This is a genomic window from Pseudomonas syringae KCTC 12500 (assembly GCF_000507185.2).
GTDB lineage: Bacteria > Pseudomonadota > Gammaproteobacteria > Pseudomonadales > Pseudomonadaceae > Aquipseudomonas > Aquipseudomonas syringae.
This window is the reverse complement of the sequence record NZ_AYTM02000002.1, coordinates 2385090-2400837: the sequence shown is the minus strand read 5'-3', so window position 1 is coordinate 2400837 and position 15748 is coordinate 2385090. Positions and strand designations below refer to the sequence as shown.

The window sequence follows — 15748 nt, the reverse complement described above, 5'->3', positions numbered from 1 at the left end:
AAGCTATTTTCAGCATTTGCAGTAAAGTAGCCGTTCATCGTTCGCAGGAAGCGCTCCATGCCCCGTAGCCTCCCTCCTCTTTATGCACTAAGGGCTTTTGAAGCGGCTGCGCGGCATACCTCGTTTACCCGCGCGGCCGAGGAACTTTCGATCACCCAAAGTGCAGTAAGCCGGCATATTCGTACGCTGGAAGAGCACTTTGCCTGCCGCTTGTTTCAGCGCAACGGGCGTAACTTGCAGCTCACTGAATCGGCACGCGCGCTATTGCCCGGCGTACGCGATGGGTTCCTGGCACTGGAACGCGCTTGCAGCACCTTGCAGACCGACGAGGGCATTCTGCGCATGAAAGCCCCGTCCACTCTGACCATGCGCTGGCTGCTCGCGCGGCTCAGCCGTTTTCGTCATCTGCAGGTGGGCAACGAGGTGCAACTGACCAGCGCGTGGATGGAAATCGATGCGGTGGACTTTACCCAAGAGCCTTTTGACTGCGCGATTCTGCTCAGCCAGGGGCATTTCCCGTCGGACTGGGAAGCCACACTGCTGTTTCCCGAATTACTTATTCCAGTGGGTGCGCCCACCTTGTTGCAGGACCCGCCATGGGACGTCGAACGCCTGGCAAAGGCTGAATTGCTGCATCCCACCCCTGATCGCCGTGACTGGCGCACCTGGCTGAACCGCATGGGTCTGGCCGATCAGGTGTCGCTCAAAGGCGGGCAGGTCTTCGACACCCTGGAGCTAGGCATGATTGCCGCAGCACGTGGCTACGGTGTGTCGATGGGTGATCTACTGATGGTCGCCGAGGACGTGGCGCAGGCCCGTCTGAGCCTGCCGTGGCGCACGGCGGTGTTCAGTGGCGAAAACTATTATCTGGTCTGGCCGCGTACGAGGCCCGGCGCAGAGCGGTTGCGACGCCTCAGCGATTTTCTTCAGGCGGAGGTGGGCGCCATGCAGTTGCCGTTAGTTGAAGTACTCTATTAAAATTTAGTTTAATATTGAACTGCCATCATCTGTAAATGTCTCGCTCCGCTCTCAAGTAACGACCTTGATGGCCGAAGCATTGCTTGAAGATTGCTCGTTCAAATAGCGTAAAAACACCCACTAAATTTATCAGCTGAATGGCAAGCCACGGACCCGGCGACTCCAATCATTCGGCACGGAGTCTCTATGTCCAAGCCTCGTACCCGAATTGCTTCGCAACTTGGTATTGCTCTGGCCGTGATCCTGGCGGTGGTTATCAGTGGTAGCACCCTCTTCGCGTTGAGGTCCCTGGACGCGTCCAACCTGGTCATTCGTGAAGAGCACATGTCGAGTGAAGCCAGGCTCCTCGCTGACCAGCTCAACACTTTCCACAGCACGCTGCGCGACAGCACTCAGCGCTTGAGTGGCCTGTTCGAAAAACGCTTCGCCGCTGGCCTGAGCCTGCAAGCCGACAAGCCGGTCACGGTGGCGGGCACGTCCACGCCAGGCCTGTTCCTGCGTGATGCCGCGCTGAATAACGACTTCACCGAAGTCGATGAATTCCGCTCGATGACCGCCGGCGTCGCGACCATTTTCGTGCGCAGCGGCGACGACTTCATCCGGATCAGCACCTCCCTGAGCAAGCAGGATGGCACGCGCGCCATCGGCACCGTGCTGGACCGCAAGGGCGCAGCCTACGAGCGCCTGATCGCCGGTCAGAGCTATGTCGGCAAAGCGGTATTGTTCGATCGTTATTACATGACCCAGTACAGCCCGGTCCGCGACAGCAGCGGCAAGATCATTGCGGCGCTGTTCGTAGGGTTCGATTACACCGATGCGCAGAAAACCCAGTTCGATAACCTCAAGAACTTCCGTATCGGCTCAACCGGTTCGCTGGCACTGCTAGACGACAAGGGCACCTGGCTGGTTCCACCGGCAGGCGTCAAATCCCTCGACGGCGCCGCCAAGTCAGTTGCAGAGCTCGCCAGCAAACCGGGCAAGGCGCAGTTCTGGGATGACGGGGATGACAACTATTACAGCGTCGGCCAGCCGTTCGCTGGTGGCCCCTGGACCGTCATCGCCAGCATGCCGCGCAAGGAAATCAGCGAAGTGACCTGGCACGTCGGCACGCAACTGGCGATCGGCAGTCTGCTGGCCATGATCATCGCGGTGATCAGTGCCATCTGGCTGCTGCGCAGCAAGCTTCGCCCACTGTCCGAATTGGTACGCCAGGCCGACGCACTGGGTGCAGGCGACCTGAGCGTACGCCTGAATGTGACCAGCAATGACGAGATAGGGCAGTTGTCGGGCAGCTTCAACAAGATGAGCGAAGCACTGTCATCGATGGTGGCGCATATCCGTACCGCGGCGCAGGAAGTCAGCACCCGCGCCAACGCGCTGTCCGGCCTGTCGGGCGGCGCGTTCGAGGGCATGGAGCAGCAATCCGGCGAGATCACCAGCATGGCCGGTGCGGTCGAAGAGTTCAGCGCCACGTCGATGAACATCGCCGACAACATGGGCAATACCGAACGACTGGCCCAGGATAATGCCCAGCAGACACGCATTGGTCGTACTTCGATGGAAGAGGCCTCTTCGTCGCTGCAACAGATCGCCACTTCGCTGAGCAGCACCGCGAAAGTCATCGACACGCTGGGCCAACGCTCGCAGGAAATCGGCAGCATTGTCGGGGTGATTACCTCGATTGCCGACCAGACCAACCTGCTCGCGCTCAACGCTGCCATCGAGGCCGCACGCGCCGGTGAGCAGGGTCGCGGCTTTGCCGTGGTGGCTGACGAAGTCCGCAGCCTGGCCTCGCGCACCCGTGAAGCCACGGATGAGATTTCCGGCATGATCGCCAGCATCCAGCAGGAAACCGGCAACGCCATCAGCACCATGCAGCAGGGCAACACGCTTATGCAGGAAGGCTTGTCGCTGAACGCCAAAGTGGCCTCCGCGCTGGCCCAGATCGACGAGCAAAGCCGCTCGGCCGGTCACCAGTTCGCCGCGATCACCACTGCCACCCAGGAACAAAGCAGCACCGCGACCATGCTCAGCAGCAACCTGCAAAGCATCGCCATGGCCAACAGCGAACAGCGCCAGGTCATGTCCAACCTCGCCATCACTGCCCAGGAGCTGAATGGCCTGGCGACAGAACTGCGTCACGAGGTTGACCGGTTCCGATAAGAACTGACCGAACAGTTTGCCAATGCTCGGCGTTGGCACACTGTTCCAGACGCTTGCGTCAGGTTCTGAATACCCGCCAAAGCCTGCTATGCCGCTACAGGCGCCACTCGTGTCACCAAGCGTTTCTGGCCAGCTTTGCAGGATTAACGGCCAGGCACTCGAAACCCCCTACACTGTTCCCACACCCCAACGCGGATGCTTCAACAGGATCTACGGTAAACCCCACCTCGCTAACCATCGTCAAGGATCCAGACCATGAAGCAATATGTTGAAAACTATCAGCCTACCGAAGGCTTCGCGCCTGCAACCGGCCATGTGGAAGGCGACTCGGTCTCTCCCAAGGCGATGATTTTCCATATCCTGAAAGATCTCAGCGCCGATGTTGAAGTACTGGATATCGGGTTCGGCTCTGGAACACTGGGCGCGTTGATCAAGGCAAACCCGGACACGGCGCACTGGTCCGTGGACGGCATCGATGGCTGGGAAGCCAACTGCCAGAATTCGCAGCTGCATGAGAACGCTACCTACCGCAACATCTGGCACGGCCTGGCTCAAGAGCTGTCATCCGAGCGGCTGGCCCAGTACCGGATAATCTGTCTGCTGGATGTGGTCGAGCACTTGACGGCCGATACGGCGAGATGGCTGGTGCGCACGTTGCTTTCCAGCCTGGGGCCGGATGCCTATCTGTTCATCAGCACGCCACTGTGGTTCTACCCACAAGAAACTCAACAGACCGGCGATCTTGAGGAACACCTGATCGGCGTGCCTGCTTCGTCGATGATGGCGCTGTGTCCGCACCTGTATGCAGTCAATCAGCCGCTCATCGGCGGGTTCGTGTTCAGTCGCCGCAGCCTGGATTTCGTGGAGTTCTTCCAGCCCACTGCAGATAAATCGTTTTCGTATGAAAAAGGCATGCACGTCGCAAAAGCCGTCGGCATGAAACTCGAGCCCAACGTTGCGTTCACTATGGATTGACTCGGTAACGTTTCCGCCGCCTTCGGGCGGCAGGGCGGGTGAACAGCCATGAGACACGTGCGACGGGTCCATGGCGAATGCCCAAGCGATATCAAAATACTGATTTATGACACTTTTATTTCAATGGAATCCGCGCTGTGCGATGCTGGCGCCAAGGCCCGTGGCCGACTAAAAGCTTAGGCTCTGTACGAAAAGTCGGCGAGCGAAGGTCAGGCGAGGCAAAAACAGGCGAGGAACGGCCGGGGTCGCGTTCGACTCTACGTGTTGTAATGAGCATTCCGATTGGACTCGCATCCGAGCCTGTTTTTAACGAAGCATCACCGAGCGCAGCCACTTTTCGTACAGAGCCTAGTAGAGCGCTACACCCATCCCCGCTCTCTACACGCTGCATCTTTCAATTCATCGCCTGTATGGGCAAACCTCAGGGGGCTTTTCGCATGCTGACCCTGCTCGATTTGCTATCTGCCGTCGCCCTGCTGATCTGGGGCACGCATATCGTGCGCACTGGCATCCTTCGTGTTTACGGTACACAACTTCGTCGTGTGCTCAGCCAGAACATGTCCAAACGACCGCTCGCGTTCATCGCCGGCATTCTGGTGACAGCGCTGGTACAGAGCAGTAACGCCACCGCCATGCTGGTGACATCGTTTGTCGGCCAGGGGCTGATGACGCTGACGCCTGCGCTGGTGATCATGCTTGGCGCCGATGTCGGCACCGCCTTGATGTCTCGCGTGCTGACTTTCGATCTGTCATGGCTGTCGCCTTTGCTGATCTTCCTTGGCGTGGTGTTCTTCCTGTCGCGCAAGCAGACCCGTGCCGGTCAACTGGGGCGGGTCGGTATCGGCCTGGGCCTGATCGTGCTGGCCTTGCAGCTGATCGTCGAGGCCGCCGCACCGATCACCCAGGCCGCGGGGGTCAAGGTGCTGTTCGCCTCGCTGACCGGCGACCTGCTGCTGGATGCGCTGGTGGGCGCCATGTTCGCGCTGATCTCCTATTCCAGCCTGGCGGCAGTGCTGCTGACGGCGACATTGGCAGGCACCGAAGTCATTGGCTTGCCGGTGGCGATCGGCCTGGTGATCGGGGCCAATATCGGCAGCGGTCTGCTGGCCTTCCTCAGTACCAGCATGCAGAACGTTGCCGGTCGGCAGGTGGCGCTGGGCAGTCTGCTGTACAAGCTGCTCGGCCTGCTGCTGATCTTTCCGGTGCTCGACCCGCTGGTTGCCTGGATCGACACCCTCGGCTTTAGTCCGCAGGAACTGGTTATCGGCTTTCACCTGCTCTACAACACGGTGCGCTGCCTGATCATGCTGCCAACCGTAGCCCCGATGGCGCGGTTGTGCTTGTATCTGCTGCCGCAGCAGAACGAAGTCGGCGGCCTGGCCAAGCCGCGTCACCTGGACCTGACCGCACTGTCGACACCCAGCCTCGCGCTGGCCAACGCGGTGCGTGAAACCCTGCGGATGGGCGATCTGATCGAGAGCATGCTCGCCTCGATGCTGGCGGTGCTGCGTGGCACGCAAACGGCGGTGACTCAGGAAGTGCGCCGCCTCAACGACGACGTCGAAGCGCTGTACAGCGCGATCAAGCTGTACCTGGCGCAAATGCCGCGTGAGGACCTCGGCGAGCACGATAACCGGCGCTGGGCCGAGATCATCGAGCTGACCATCAACCTGGAACTGGCCAGCGGCCTGATCGAACGCATGCTGCGCAAGATCCAGCAGCAGAAGACAGCGCATCGCCGGTCGTTCTCTGAAGTCGGTCTTGAAGAACTTGCCGATCTGCAGATCCAATTACAGTCGAACCTGCGCCTGGGCCTTTCGGTGTTCCTCAGCGGCGACCACGAAAGCGCACGTCAGTTATTGCGCGAGAAGCGCCAGTTCAGGGCCGAGGAGCGACGCCTGGCGCACGCCCACGTCAGCCGTTTGCGCAACAAGGTGGTCCAGAGCATCGAAACCAGTTCGCTGCACCTGGAACTGATTGCCGACATGAAGCGTCTGAACTCGCTGTTTTGCAGCAGCGCCTACGTGGTGCTGGAAACCGCTGATACAGGAGCCTTGTCAAGCGAGGGCGAGGCAGACAGATCACTATGAACGTAAGGGCGGAGGTGAAGTCTGTTAAACATACCGGCCCGCCAGGAAAGCTGTTTTATGCGTTGCCTGCTGTTCGCTTGTCTGCTCCTCGGTTCACTCCCCTCATTCGCCCTTGACCGTCTTCAGGTCGAGGGCTACCTGCTGCCCAATGGTTTGCAAGTCATTCTCAAACCCGGTTACGACAAGGGTCACGTCGCCATTCGCCTGGTGGTGGGTATCGGCTTCGATGACTTCCCGTGCCAGGACAAGGAACTGCCGCATCTGCTGGAACACCTGCTGTTCAGCGGCGTGGATGACAGCGGTGAAGGCGGGCTGGAAGAGCGTATGCAGGCACTGGGCGGCGAGTGGAACGCCTTCACCAGCAACGCCGACACCACCTTCGTGATCGAAGCGCCTGCGCGAAACCAGCGCAAGGTGCTCGACCTGTTGCTGGAAATCATGACCAAAACCGAGCTGAGTCAGGCGCGGCTGGACGGCGTCAAACGCGTGGTCGAGCGTGAAGATGGCGGGCACTTCTCGCACTTGCAGCGCCTGCTTGACCGGCGTGATTCCGGGCGCAGCGCCAGCAGCCAGCTCGCCGTGGAACTGGGGCTAAAATGTGCCGACCGTCCCGAGGTGGACGGCATCAAGCTGGAGCACATCGAAGACATCTTCGCCAACTGGTATGCCCCCAACAACATGACGCTGATTGCGGTGGGTGATCTCGACAAGCTGCTGCCAGCCTATCTGGAGCGCACCTACGGCAAGCTCGCCCCCACCGACCCGATCGACCACCCGCCGCTGGCGCAGGGCAGCGGCTCTGCCGAACCACGCCGCGAGCTTGAGCGCGGCGGGCTGGGCGAGAGCGCCAAGCTGCACCTGATCTACCCCGAGCCGCAGCTCGACGATCAGCACGACGAAACCTGGGAGCTGGTCAAAGCCTATCTGGACTGGACGCTCTACACTGAGCTGCGCCTGAAACACAGTTTGTCCTACGGCCCCTCTGCAGAGCGCGAAGTGTTCGGCGATGTCGGGTTTCTGAGCCTGAATGCCGATGTCGAGCGTGACGATGCCGATGAAGCCGAGCGCGACATTCGCGCTCTGGTCGAGCGCCTGCAAAAAGAAGGCATGCAGCCCGCCACATTTGCGCGGCTGCAGCAGCTCGCCATAGACCGGCAATCTTGGGCCACTCAAGGCAATAGTGCGCTGGCCGACTACTATTGGAGCGCGCTCAACGATTATGAAAACGGGCGCTTCGAGGATCCGGCCAAACGGATCAAGGCGGTGAAGCTGGAAACCGCCAATCAGGCGATGCGCCAGTTGCTTGCCCAGCCGGGTTACATGCGCATTGAAAAGCCGCTGTTCAGTTATGACGGTCTGTATTGGCTGATTGGCGGGGTACTGGGTTTCATCGCACTGCTGGCCCTGTGGCGCTGGCGTGCACGCAGCAAATAGAATCCTGACGCCGAACTGCACCCAGGGTGAAGGCACCGCGCCGCGTTGTTACGCTGCGCGTTTTTTTGTATGAACAGAACCGAGTGACCCCTCCGATGCTTGACGTGAATCGCTATGTGACACCCGTGCTCAACTTGATGCAGCGCTATCCGGGGCTCATTGCGGCGTTTGGTTTCGTTTCCGGTATCGCCAGTTTCATTCTGGTTGATCGCCAGGCAGGGCTGGCCACCTGGATCGCGGTGGTGATGCTGATCAGCTGGCTGTGGCTGATGGTCGAAAACACCATGGTCGGGTTGCTCAACAGGGCGCTGGGCCGCGAGATCCCGCAGGGTTTGCTGCGCTACGGCACGCAGATGATCCATCAGGAAAGCCTGTTCTTCGTGCTGCCGTTCTTTTTCATCACCACCACCTGGAACAGTGGTCAGGCGGTGTTCACTGCGGTGCTCGGGGCTGCCGGGCTGATTTCGATCATCGACCCTCTCTACTACAAATGGCTGGCGCCCAGGCGCTGGCTGTTCATGACGCTGCACACCCTGACGCTGTTCGCCGCACTGCTGACCGCGCTGCCGATCATCCTGCACCTGACCACCGCCGAGAGTTACAAACTGGCCCTGGGCGTGGCGATGCTGCTGTCGGCGCCCAGCCTGATGTCGAATTTCCCGCTCAACACCTGGCGCAGCGCACTGGCCGTGATCAGCATCATCCTGGCCATCGGCGCTGCGGGCTGGTTGCTGCGCTCCTGGGTGCCACCTGCGACGCTGTGGTTGACCGAAGTGGCGGTGAGCCCGGACTTCGATAACAAGAACCGTACGCCGGGCGACAGTATTTCGCTGATCAGCGCCAAGCAGCTGCGCAACGGCGGCCTGTATGCGTACACCGCCATCAACGCGCCGCGTGGCCTGGATGAGCGTATCTACCATGTGTGGTGGCATGAAGGCGAAGAGATGGACCGCATCGCGCTGGATATCCACGGCGGCCGCAAGGAAGGCTATCGCGCCTGGACGCGCAAGCAGAACTTCCCGGAGGACGTGACGGGACGCTGGCAGGTGAGGGTGCTGACCGAGGACGGCCAGATGATCGGCGTACTGCGTTTTGTCGTCACAGACAATGATCAACCGGCAGTCAAGCGACCTACCGGGCGGATAATCAAGCTCAAGCCGGGCGGCGACTCGGCTGAAGAGACCACACCTGAGTCCGCGCCGGCTGATAAGCCGAAGCAGGAGAAGCAGGAGGCTGCGCCTGTCGAGCCGGCACCTGAGCAGTCTGCCCCCGCTGAATCTGCGCCTCAGGCTCCGGCGCAGTAATGCTTCAGGTGGCGGTCGCGCCGAAGAACCAGTAGCAGACGAAGATCGCGGCCACGACACCGGAAAACTCGGCCAGCAGCGCGCAGCCCACAGCATGGCGAGCGCGCTGAATGCCCACGGCGCCGAAGTACACGGCAAGTACGTAGAACGTGGTCTCGGTGCTGCCCTGAATCGTGGCAGCGGCCAATGCAGCGAAGCTATCCACGCCTTGGGTCTGCATGGTTTCGATCAACAAGGCACGGGCGGCGCTGCCCGAGAAGGGTTTGACCATCGCGGTCGGCAGCGCATCGACGAAGCGCGTGTCCAGGCCCAGCCACTGCACCAGATGCCGAATGCCTTCCAGACCGAAGTCCAGCGCGCCGGATGCGCGCAGCACGCCCACCGCACAGAGCATGGCGACCAGATAAGGCAACAGGCTCTTGGCGACGTCGAAACCTTCCTTCGCACCTTCGACAAAGGCCTCGTAGACCAGCACCTTGCGTAGCGTGCCAATGATCAGAAACATCATGATCAGGCCGAACAGCGTGAGGTTGCCCAGAATCGACGACAGACCCGCCAGCGCAGCCACCGACAGCGTGCCGAGAAAGGCCATGAATGTGCCCAGCAGCAGGGCGCCGGGGATGAGGTAGGCGAGCACCACCGGGTCCCACAGACGCAGACGCTGCATGAATGCGACCGACAGAAGGCCGACGATGGTCGAGACACTGGTGGCCAGCAGGATCGGCAGGAATACCAGGGTCGGGTCAGGCGCACCTTGCTGGGCGCGGTACATGAAGATCGTCACCGGCAGCAGGGTCAGGGATGAGGCGTTGAGCACCAGAAACAGGATCTGCGCGTTACTGGCGGCGGTCTTGCTGGGGTTGAGTTCCTGCAGCGAGCGCATGGCCTTTAGGCCGATCGGCGTGGCGGCGTTGTCGAGGCCCAGCGCATTGGCGGCGAAGTTGAGGGTGATCAGTCCCAGCGCAGGGTGGCCGGGCGGCACTTCCGGCATCAAGCGCAGAAACAGCGGCCCGAGGACCTTGGCCAGCCAGTCGACGATGCCGGCCTTCTCGGCGATGCGCAAAAAGCCCAGCCATAGAGTCAGCGTGCCGAACAGCAGCACCATGACCTCGACCGACAGCTTGGCCATGGCAAAGATACTTTCGACCATAGCGGCAAAAATGCCGGCGTTGCCGCCTACCAGCCACTGCACCAGCGCGGAAATCGTCGCCACGACAAAAAAACCAAGCCACAGGCCATTGAGCATCGGATAAGTCCCCCACAAGAAGCGGGGATGATAGCGGCGGGGTGCGCTGGAGGGAAATCGGCAGGTGCTGAAAGAGTTGTAGGAATGCTAGGTGCACGAGAACACGGTCGTTTTGTGACGCTCTGCGGCGCACATTCAGGATAGGACGCAGAGCGTCCAGAACAGCATTCGCATGCGGAACATGGGAACGATGAAACCTTGAGATTTCTATCGTGCCGATGCTCCGCGTCATCAGGGGCTACGCGGGGTATGTTCAGCGACCGGCCAGCAGTTCCTGGCCGCGAACCACGGCAGCGCGGACCTGTTCGGGGGCGGTGCCGCCTATGTGGTTACGGGCATTCACCGAGCCTTCCAGGGTCAGCACGGCGAAGACGTCCTGTTCGATCTGGTTGCTGAACTGACGCAGCTCTTCCAGGCTCATCTCTGCCAGGTCCTTGCCGGTTTCCACACCGTACTTCACTGCGTGACCGACGATTTCGTGGCAGTCACGGAACGGCAGACCACGACGGACCAGGTAGTCGGCCAGATCGGTGGCGGTCGAGAACCCGCGCAGCGCCGCCTCACGCATCATCGCGTGCCTGGGCTTGATCGCAGGAATCATGTCGGCGAACGCACGCAACGAATCACGCAGGGTGTCGGCGGCGTCAAACAGCGGTTCCTTGTCTTCCTGGTTGTCCTTGTTGTACGCCAGCGGCTGGCCTTTCATCAGGGTCAGCAGGCCCATCAGGGCACCGAACACACGGCCGCTCTTGCCGCGAACCAGCTCAGGGACATCGGGGTTTTTCTTTTGCGGCATGATCGAGCTGCCGGTGCAGAAGCGGTCCGGCAGGTCGATGAACTGGAACTGCGCACTGGTCCAGAGCACCAGCTCTTCCGAAAAGCGCGACAGGTGCATCATGGCGATGGACGCAGCCGAGCAGAATTCGATGGCGAAGTCGCGATCCGATACGCCGTCCAGCGAGTTGCCGCCCACCACGTCGAAGCCCAGCAGTGTGCAGGTCAGCTCGCGGTCGATCGGGTAGGTGGTGCCCGCCAGCGCCGCGCTGCCCAGCGGCATGCGGTTGAGACGCTTGCGGCAGTCGACCAGACGCTCGTAGTCGCGGCTGAGCATTTCGAACCAAGCCAGCATATGGTGACCGAATGTTACCGGCTGGGCCGTCTGCAAGTGGGTAAAACCGGGCATGATGGTTTCAGCTTCACGCTCGGCCTGGCCCAGCAGGCCTTGCTGCAAACGTGTGATTTCGCTGAGGATCAGGTCGATTTCGTCGCGCAGCCACAGACGGATATCGGTGGCGACCTGATCATTGCGGCTGCGACCGGTGTGCAGCTTCTTGCCGGTGATACCGATGCGGTCGGTCAGGCGTGCTTCAATGTTCATGTGCACGTCTTCCAGATCGACGCGCCAGTCGAACTGGCCAGCCTCGATCTCGGCCTGAATGGTGTTCAGGCCGTCAACGATGGTATCGCGCTCGGCGTCGGTCAGTACGCCCACCTTGGCCAGCATTGTGGCGTGGGCGATGGAGCCCATGATGTCGTGGCGATACAGGCGTTGATCGAAGGTGACGGAGGCGGTGAAACGCGCGACAAACGCGTCGACGGGTTCACTGAAGCGGCCGCCCCAGGACTGGTTGGTCTTGTCGGTGCTCATGGATTCGCTCGTTGCTGACTGAAAGTGACGTGCCCGATACCTGGCACAAGAACGAACGCGATGATAACAGGGTTGATGCATTTTTATCCCCGGACAGCTTGCCGCTGACGAGGCCAGGGCAGAGACTGGAGCCATGCGAATCGAACCTGTGAAACACGATGCCCGGCCCGCGCCCGGCAAAGACTTTTTCCTCCCTGAACTGTGCCTGCCGCAGGCATTGCTGGTGCTCGTCGTGCTGGCGGAGCTGCTGGTTCTGGTTCTGGTGCTGGTAGAACCGATGCGCAGCGGCTTCGACTGGGTACGCCTGGCGTTGATGTCGCTGTTTGTGCAATGGATCGTGCTACTGTCCGCAGCGCTGCTGTGCGGGTTGCGGCCTTGGCTGGCGCGATTGACGCCGGGCCTGGCGGGCATGCTCAGCTGCCTTTTGGTGGTCGGCTTGACGCTGCTGTGCACAGCCGTCACCGATGTCTGTCAGCTTACCGGGCGAATTTCGGTCAGCGGCATGGTCGAGCGTTATCTGCGCTACTCGACGATTGCCCTGATCATGTCCGCTCTGATGCTGCGCTACTTTTATCTGCAGAGTCAGTGGCGCAAGCAGCAACAGGGCGAACTGCGCGCCAGGATCGAATCGCTGCAGGCGCGCATCCGCCCGCATTTCCTCTTCAACACACTCAACAGTATCGCCAGTCTGGTGGCCAGCAACCCGGTCAAGGCCGAGCAGGCGGTGCTGGATCTTTCGGACCTGTTTCGCGCCAGTCTGGCCAAGCCGGGCAGCCTGGTGACATGGGGTGAAGAGCTGGCATTGGCAAAACGATATTTATCGATTGAGCAATATCGTCTTGGCGAGCGTCTACAGTTGGACTGGAGGGTGAGTGCAATTCCCGATGACTTGCCAATCCCCCAGCTAACCTTGCAGCCATTACTTGAAAACGCTTTGATTTATGGCATTGCTCCGCGGGTTGAAGGGGGCGTTGTAACAGTCGAAGCGAACTATGAAGGGGGAGAGTTCATATTGAGCGTCAGCAATCCCTATGAAGAAGTTGCCAATCGGCAGACTTCCAACGGTACTCAGCAAGCTCTGACGAATATAGGCGCACGAATTGCGGCACTTTTTGGCCCGCATGCCAGTCTGAGCGTGGAGCGCCGTGACGGTCGTCACTACACCTGTCTACGCTATCCTTGTGCGAGACTCACGCAGGAAGCCAGAGCTATATGAATGTCCTGATCGTTGATGACGAACCCCTGGCCCGCGAGCGATTGAGCCGCATGGTCAATGAAATCGAGGGTTATCGAGTACTGGAACCCAGCGCTTCCAATGGCGAAGAAGCCTTGGCGCTGATCGAAACCCACAAACCGGACGTAGTGCTGCTCGATATCCGCATGCCGGGTCTCGATGGCCTGCAGGTCGCAGCGCGACTGTGCGAGCGCGAAGCACCGCCTGCAGTGGTCTTTTGCACCGCCCATGATGAGTTCGCCCTGGAAGCTTTCCAGGTCAGTGCGGTCGGCTATCTGGTCAAGCCAGTGCGTCCCGAGCACCTTATCGATGCGTTGAAAAAGGCCGAGCGGCCAAACCGCGTGCAACTGGCGGCGTTGACCCGCCCGGCTGCCGAAAGCGGATCGGGCCCACGCAGCCACATCAGCGCGCGTACCCGCAAAGGCATCGAGCTGATTCCCCTGGATCAGGTGATCTACTTTATCGCCGATCACAAGTACGTGACCTTGCGTCACGAGGGCGGCGAAGTGCTGCTGGACGAACCGCTCAAAGCGCTGGAAGACGAGTTCGGCGACCGTTTCGTGCGCATTCACCGCAATGCGCTGGTGGCCCGCGAGCGAATAGAACGGTTGCAGCGCACCCCGCTGGGGCATTTCCAGCTGTTCCTCAGAGGGCTCAATGGCGATGCACTGATCGTCAGCCGCCGCCACGTCGCCGGAGTCCGCAAAATGATGCAGCAGCTCTAGCGCTTGGCCGCTCTGGAGCCTCTGCGCCCAGGCCGATACATGGAACGGGGAGAATCCCGGATCCATGTGTTTTTCGGCTGGCCTGCGGGCCGCCTTCCCCATGCGCCCCTCAGGCACTGCCGTTTGATTGATCGGCTTGGTGTCTGAAGCAAGTTCCAATCGGCGCCGAAGCCGCCCCGACCGAGATTGAGCTGTTATTATCCGTCGCATTCACTCAGTACGGATTGTTCAATGTCCTCTCGCGAAATCCGCATCGCCACTCGCAAAAGCGCGCTGGCACTCTGGCAGGCCGAATACGTCAAGGCTCGCCTGGAACAGGCCCACCCCGGCCTGCTCGTGACGCTGGTGCCCATGGTCAGCCGTGGCGACAAACTGCTCGACTCCCCGCTGTCGAAAATCGGTGGCAAAGGCCTGTTCGTCAAGGAACTGGAAACCGCGCTTCTAGAGCACAACGCCGACATCGCCGTGCACTCGATGAAAGACGTGCCAATGGACTTTCCACAAGGCCTGGGCCTGTTCTGCATCTGCGAGCGTGAAGATCCGCGCGATGCATTCGTCTCCAACACCTTTGCCAGCCTGGATCAGTTGCCGGCGGGCAGCATTGTCGGCACCTCCAGCCTGCGCCGTCAGGCCCAATTGCTGGCGCGCCGACCCGATCTGCAGATCCGTTTCCTGCGCGGCAACGTCAATACCCGTCTGGCCAAACTGGATGCCGGTGAGTACGACGCCATCATCCTCGCTGCCGCTGGCCTGATCCGCCTGGGTTTCGAAGACCGTATCACCTCGGCGATCAGCGTCGATGACAGCCTGCCAGCCGGCGGCCAGGGCGCGGTGGGTATCGAATGCCGCAGCGTCGACGCCGAAATTCATGCGCTGCTTGCCCCTCTGCATCACGAAGACACCGCCGTGCGCGTAATTGCCGAGCGTTCGCTGAACAAGCACCTCAACGGTGGCTGTCAGGTGCCGATCGCTTGCTACGCCGTGCTGGAAGGCGATGACGTCTGGTTGCGCGGCCTGGTAGGCGATCCATCCGGCAGCGTGTTGCTGCACGCGGATGCCCGGGCACCTCAGACATCCGCCCAGGCGTTGGGTGTGCAGGTGGCCGAAGCGCTGCTGGAGCAGGGCGCCGCCGACATCCTGAAAGCGGTCTACGGCGAGGCCAATAACGAATGAGTGGCTGGCGTCTGCTGCTGACCCGCCCGGCCGAAGAGTCGGCAGGGCTGGCCAGGGTGCTGGCCGAGGACGGTATCTTCAGCAGCAGCCTGCCCCTGCTTGAAACCGAGCCGTTGCCCTTGACGCCTGCACAGCGTTCGATCATTTTCGAGCTGCTCAATTATTGTGCAGTGATCGTGGTCAGCAAACCTGCCGCGCGACTGGCCATCGAGCTGATCGACGAAGTATGGCCGCAGCCGCCCTTGCAACCCTGGTTCAGTGTGGGTTCAGCAACCGGGCAGATACTGCTTGATTACGGGCTCGATGCGAGCTGGCCGGAGCAGGGCGACGACAGCGAAGCCTTGCTTGAACTGCCGCGCCTCAAACAGGCGATTGCCGTACCGGGAAGCCGTGTGTTGATCATGCGCGGTGACGAGGGGCGCGAACTGTTGGCCGAGCAACTGCGCGGGCTGGGGGTGGGCGTTGATTACCTGCCGCTGTATCGTCGCTACCTGCCGCAGCATGCGCCCGGCGCCCTGGCGCAACGTGTCGCGGTGGAACGCTTGAACGGGCTGGTGGTCAGCAGTGGGCAGGGTTTTGAACATTTGCTTCAGTTGGCGGGGGATTCATGGCCGGACCTGGCCGATCTACCGCTGTTTGTACCGAGCCCCCGGGTTGCCAGCATTGCGCGGGCAGCCGGAGCAAGGACCGTTATTGATTGTCGTGGCGCCAGCGCCGCGGCATTGCTGGCAGCGTTGCGGGAACAACCTCAGCCTGCCGTCAAGGCGTAATGATCGAC

The 15748-nt window shown here is 60.8% G+C and carries 12 protein-coding genes and 1 pseudogene; 11 read left to right on the top strand and 2 right to left on the bottom strand.

All coding sequences use genetic code 11. The features are described 5' to 3' along the window. Positions 1 to 57: 57 nt before the first annotated feature. The 7 genes and pseudogenes from V476_RS11005 to V476_RS10980 all read left to right on the top strand — a co-directional run bounded on the left by V476_RS11005 (position 58) and on the right by V476_RS10980 (position 8944). Complete coding sequence (locus V476_RS11005; RefSeq protein WP_003318415.1) at positions 58 to 978, top strand: LysR substrate-binding domain-containing protein; 921 nt, start codon at positions 58 to 60, stop codon at positions 976 to 978. A 186-nt stretch (positions 979 to 1164) separates the two neighbouring features. Then, positions 1165 to 2286, top strand: a pseudogene (locus tag V476_RS29315) (Cache 3/Cache 2 fusion domain-containing protein); the annotation flags it as partial. After that, positions 2281 to 3141: a methyl-accepting chemotaxis protein gene (locus tag V476_RS29310; protein ID WP_371834282.1), complete on the top strand. Its 861-nt coding sequence runs from the start codon at positions 2281 to 2283 to the stop codon at positions 3139 to 3141. The pseudogene V476_RS29315 and the gene V476_RS29310, both read left to right, overlap by 6 nt. Positions 3142 to 3396: 255 nt before the next feature. Next, positions 3397 to 4116, top strand: a complete 720-nt coding sequence (locus V476_RS10995) for a class I SAM-dependent methyltransferase (RefSeq protein WP_003421584.1) — start codon at positions 3397 to 3399, stop codon at positions 4114 to 4116. Positions 4117 to 4553: 437 nt separating this feature from the next. After that, entirely contained in the window at positions 4554 to 6206 is a 1653-nt protein-coding gene (locus tag V476_RS10990) for a Na/Pi cotransporter family protein (protein WP_024958959.1), read from the top strand. Between the two features lie 57 nt (positions 6207 to 6263). Then, positions 6264 to 7640, top strand: coding sequence for a M16 family metallopeptidase (locus V476_RS10985; protein WP_010423185.1), 1377 nt, complete (start codon positions 6264 to 6266; stop codon positions 7638 to 7640). A gap of 95 nt (positions 7641 to 7735) precedes the next feature. Beyond that, the gene (locus V476_RS10980) at positions 7736 to 8944 is read left to right on the top strand and encodes a DUF5924 family protein (protein WP_024958960.1); all 1209 of its coding nucleotides are present in this window, start codon (positions 7736 to 7738) and stop codon (positions 8942 to 8944) included. Between the two features lie 4 nt (positions 8945 to 8948). Here the strand turns inward: V476_RS10980 and V476_RS10975 are convergent, their stop codons facing one another. After that, positions 8949 to 10190 carry a nucleoside recognition domain-containing protein gene (locus tag V476_RS10975; protein WP_024958961.1) on the bottom strand — a complete coding sequence of 414 codons (1242 nt, stop codon included), beginning with the start codon at positions 10188 to 10190 and terminating at the stop codon, positions 8949 to 8951. Positions 10191 to 10443: 253 nt separating this feature from the next. Further along, the gene (argH, locus tag V476_RS10970; RefSeq protein WP_003340027.1) at positions 10444 to 11838 is read right to left on the bottom strand and encodes an argininosuccinate lyase; all 1395 of its coding nucleotides are present in this window, start codon (positions 11836 to 11838) and stop codon (positions 10444 to 10446) included. A 133-nt stretch (positions 11839 to 11971) separates the two neighbouring features. Here argH and V476_RS10965 point away from each other — a divergent pair, with 133 nt between their 5' ends. The 4 genes from V476_RS10965 to V476_RS10950 all read left to right on the top strand — a co-directional run bounded on the left by V476_RS10965 (position 11972) and on the right by V476_RS10950 (position 15740). Then, the gene (locus V476_RS10965) at positions 11972 to 13054 is read left to right on the top strand and encodes a sensor histidine kinase (protein WP_003318424.1); all 1083 of its coding nucleotides are present in this window, start codon (positions 11972 to 11974) and stop codon (positions 13052 to 13054) included. Then, on the top strand, positions 13051 to 13797 hold the full coding sequence (locus V476_RS10960) for a LytR/AlgR family response regulator transcription factor (protein WP_003421579.1): 747 nt from the start codon (positions 13051 to 13053) through the stop codon (positions 13795 to 13797). The genes V476_RS10965 and V476_RS10960 overlap by 4 nt, the downstream gene beginning before the upstream one ends. Positions 13798 to 14028: 231 nt before the next feature. After that, a complete protein-coding gene (hemC, locus tag V476_RS10955; RefSeq protein ID WP_017278951.1) occupies positions 14029 to 14970 on the top strand; it encodes a hydroxymethylbilane synthase in 942 nt (313 codons plus the stop codon). Continuing rightward, entirely contained in the window at positions 14967 to 15740 is a 774-nt protein-coding gene (locus V476_RS10950) for a uroporphyrinogen-III synthase (protein ID WP_024958962.1), read from the top strand. The genes hemC and V476_RS10950 overlap by 4 nt, the downstream gene beginning before the upstream one ends. Positions 15741 to 15748 lie beyond the last annotated feature (8 nt).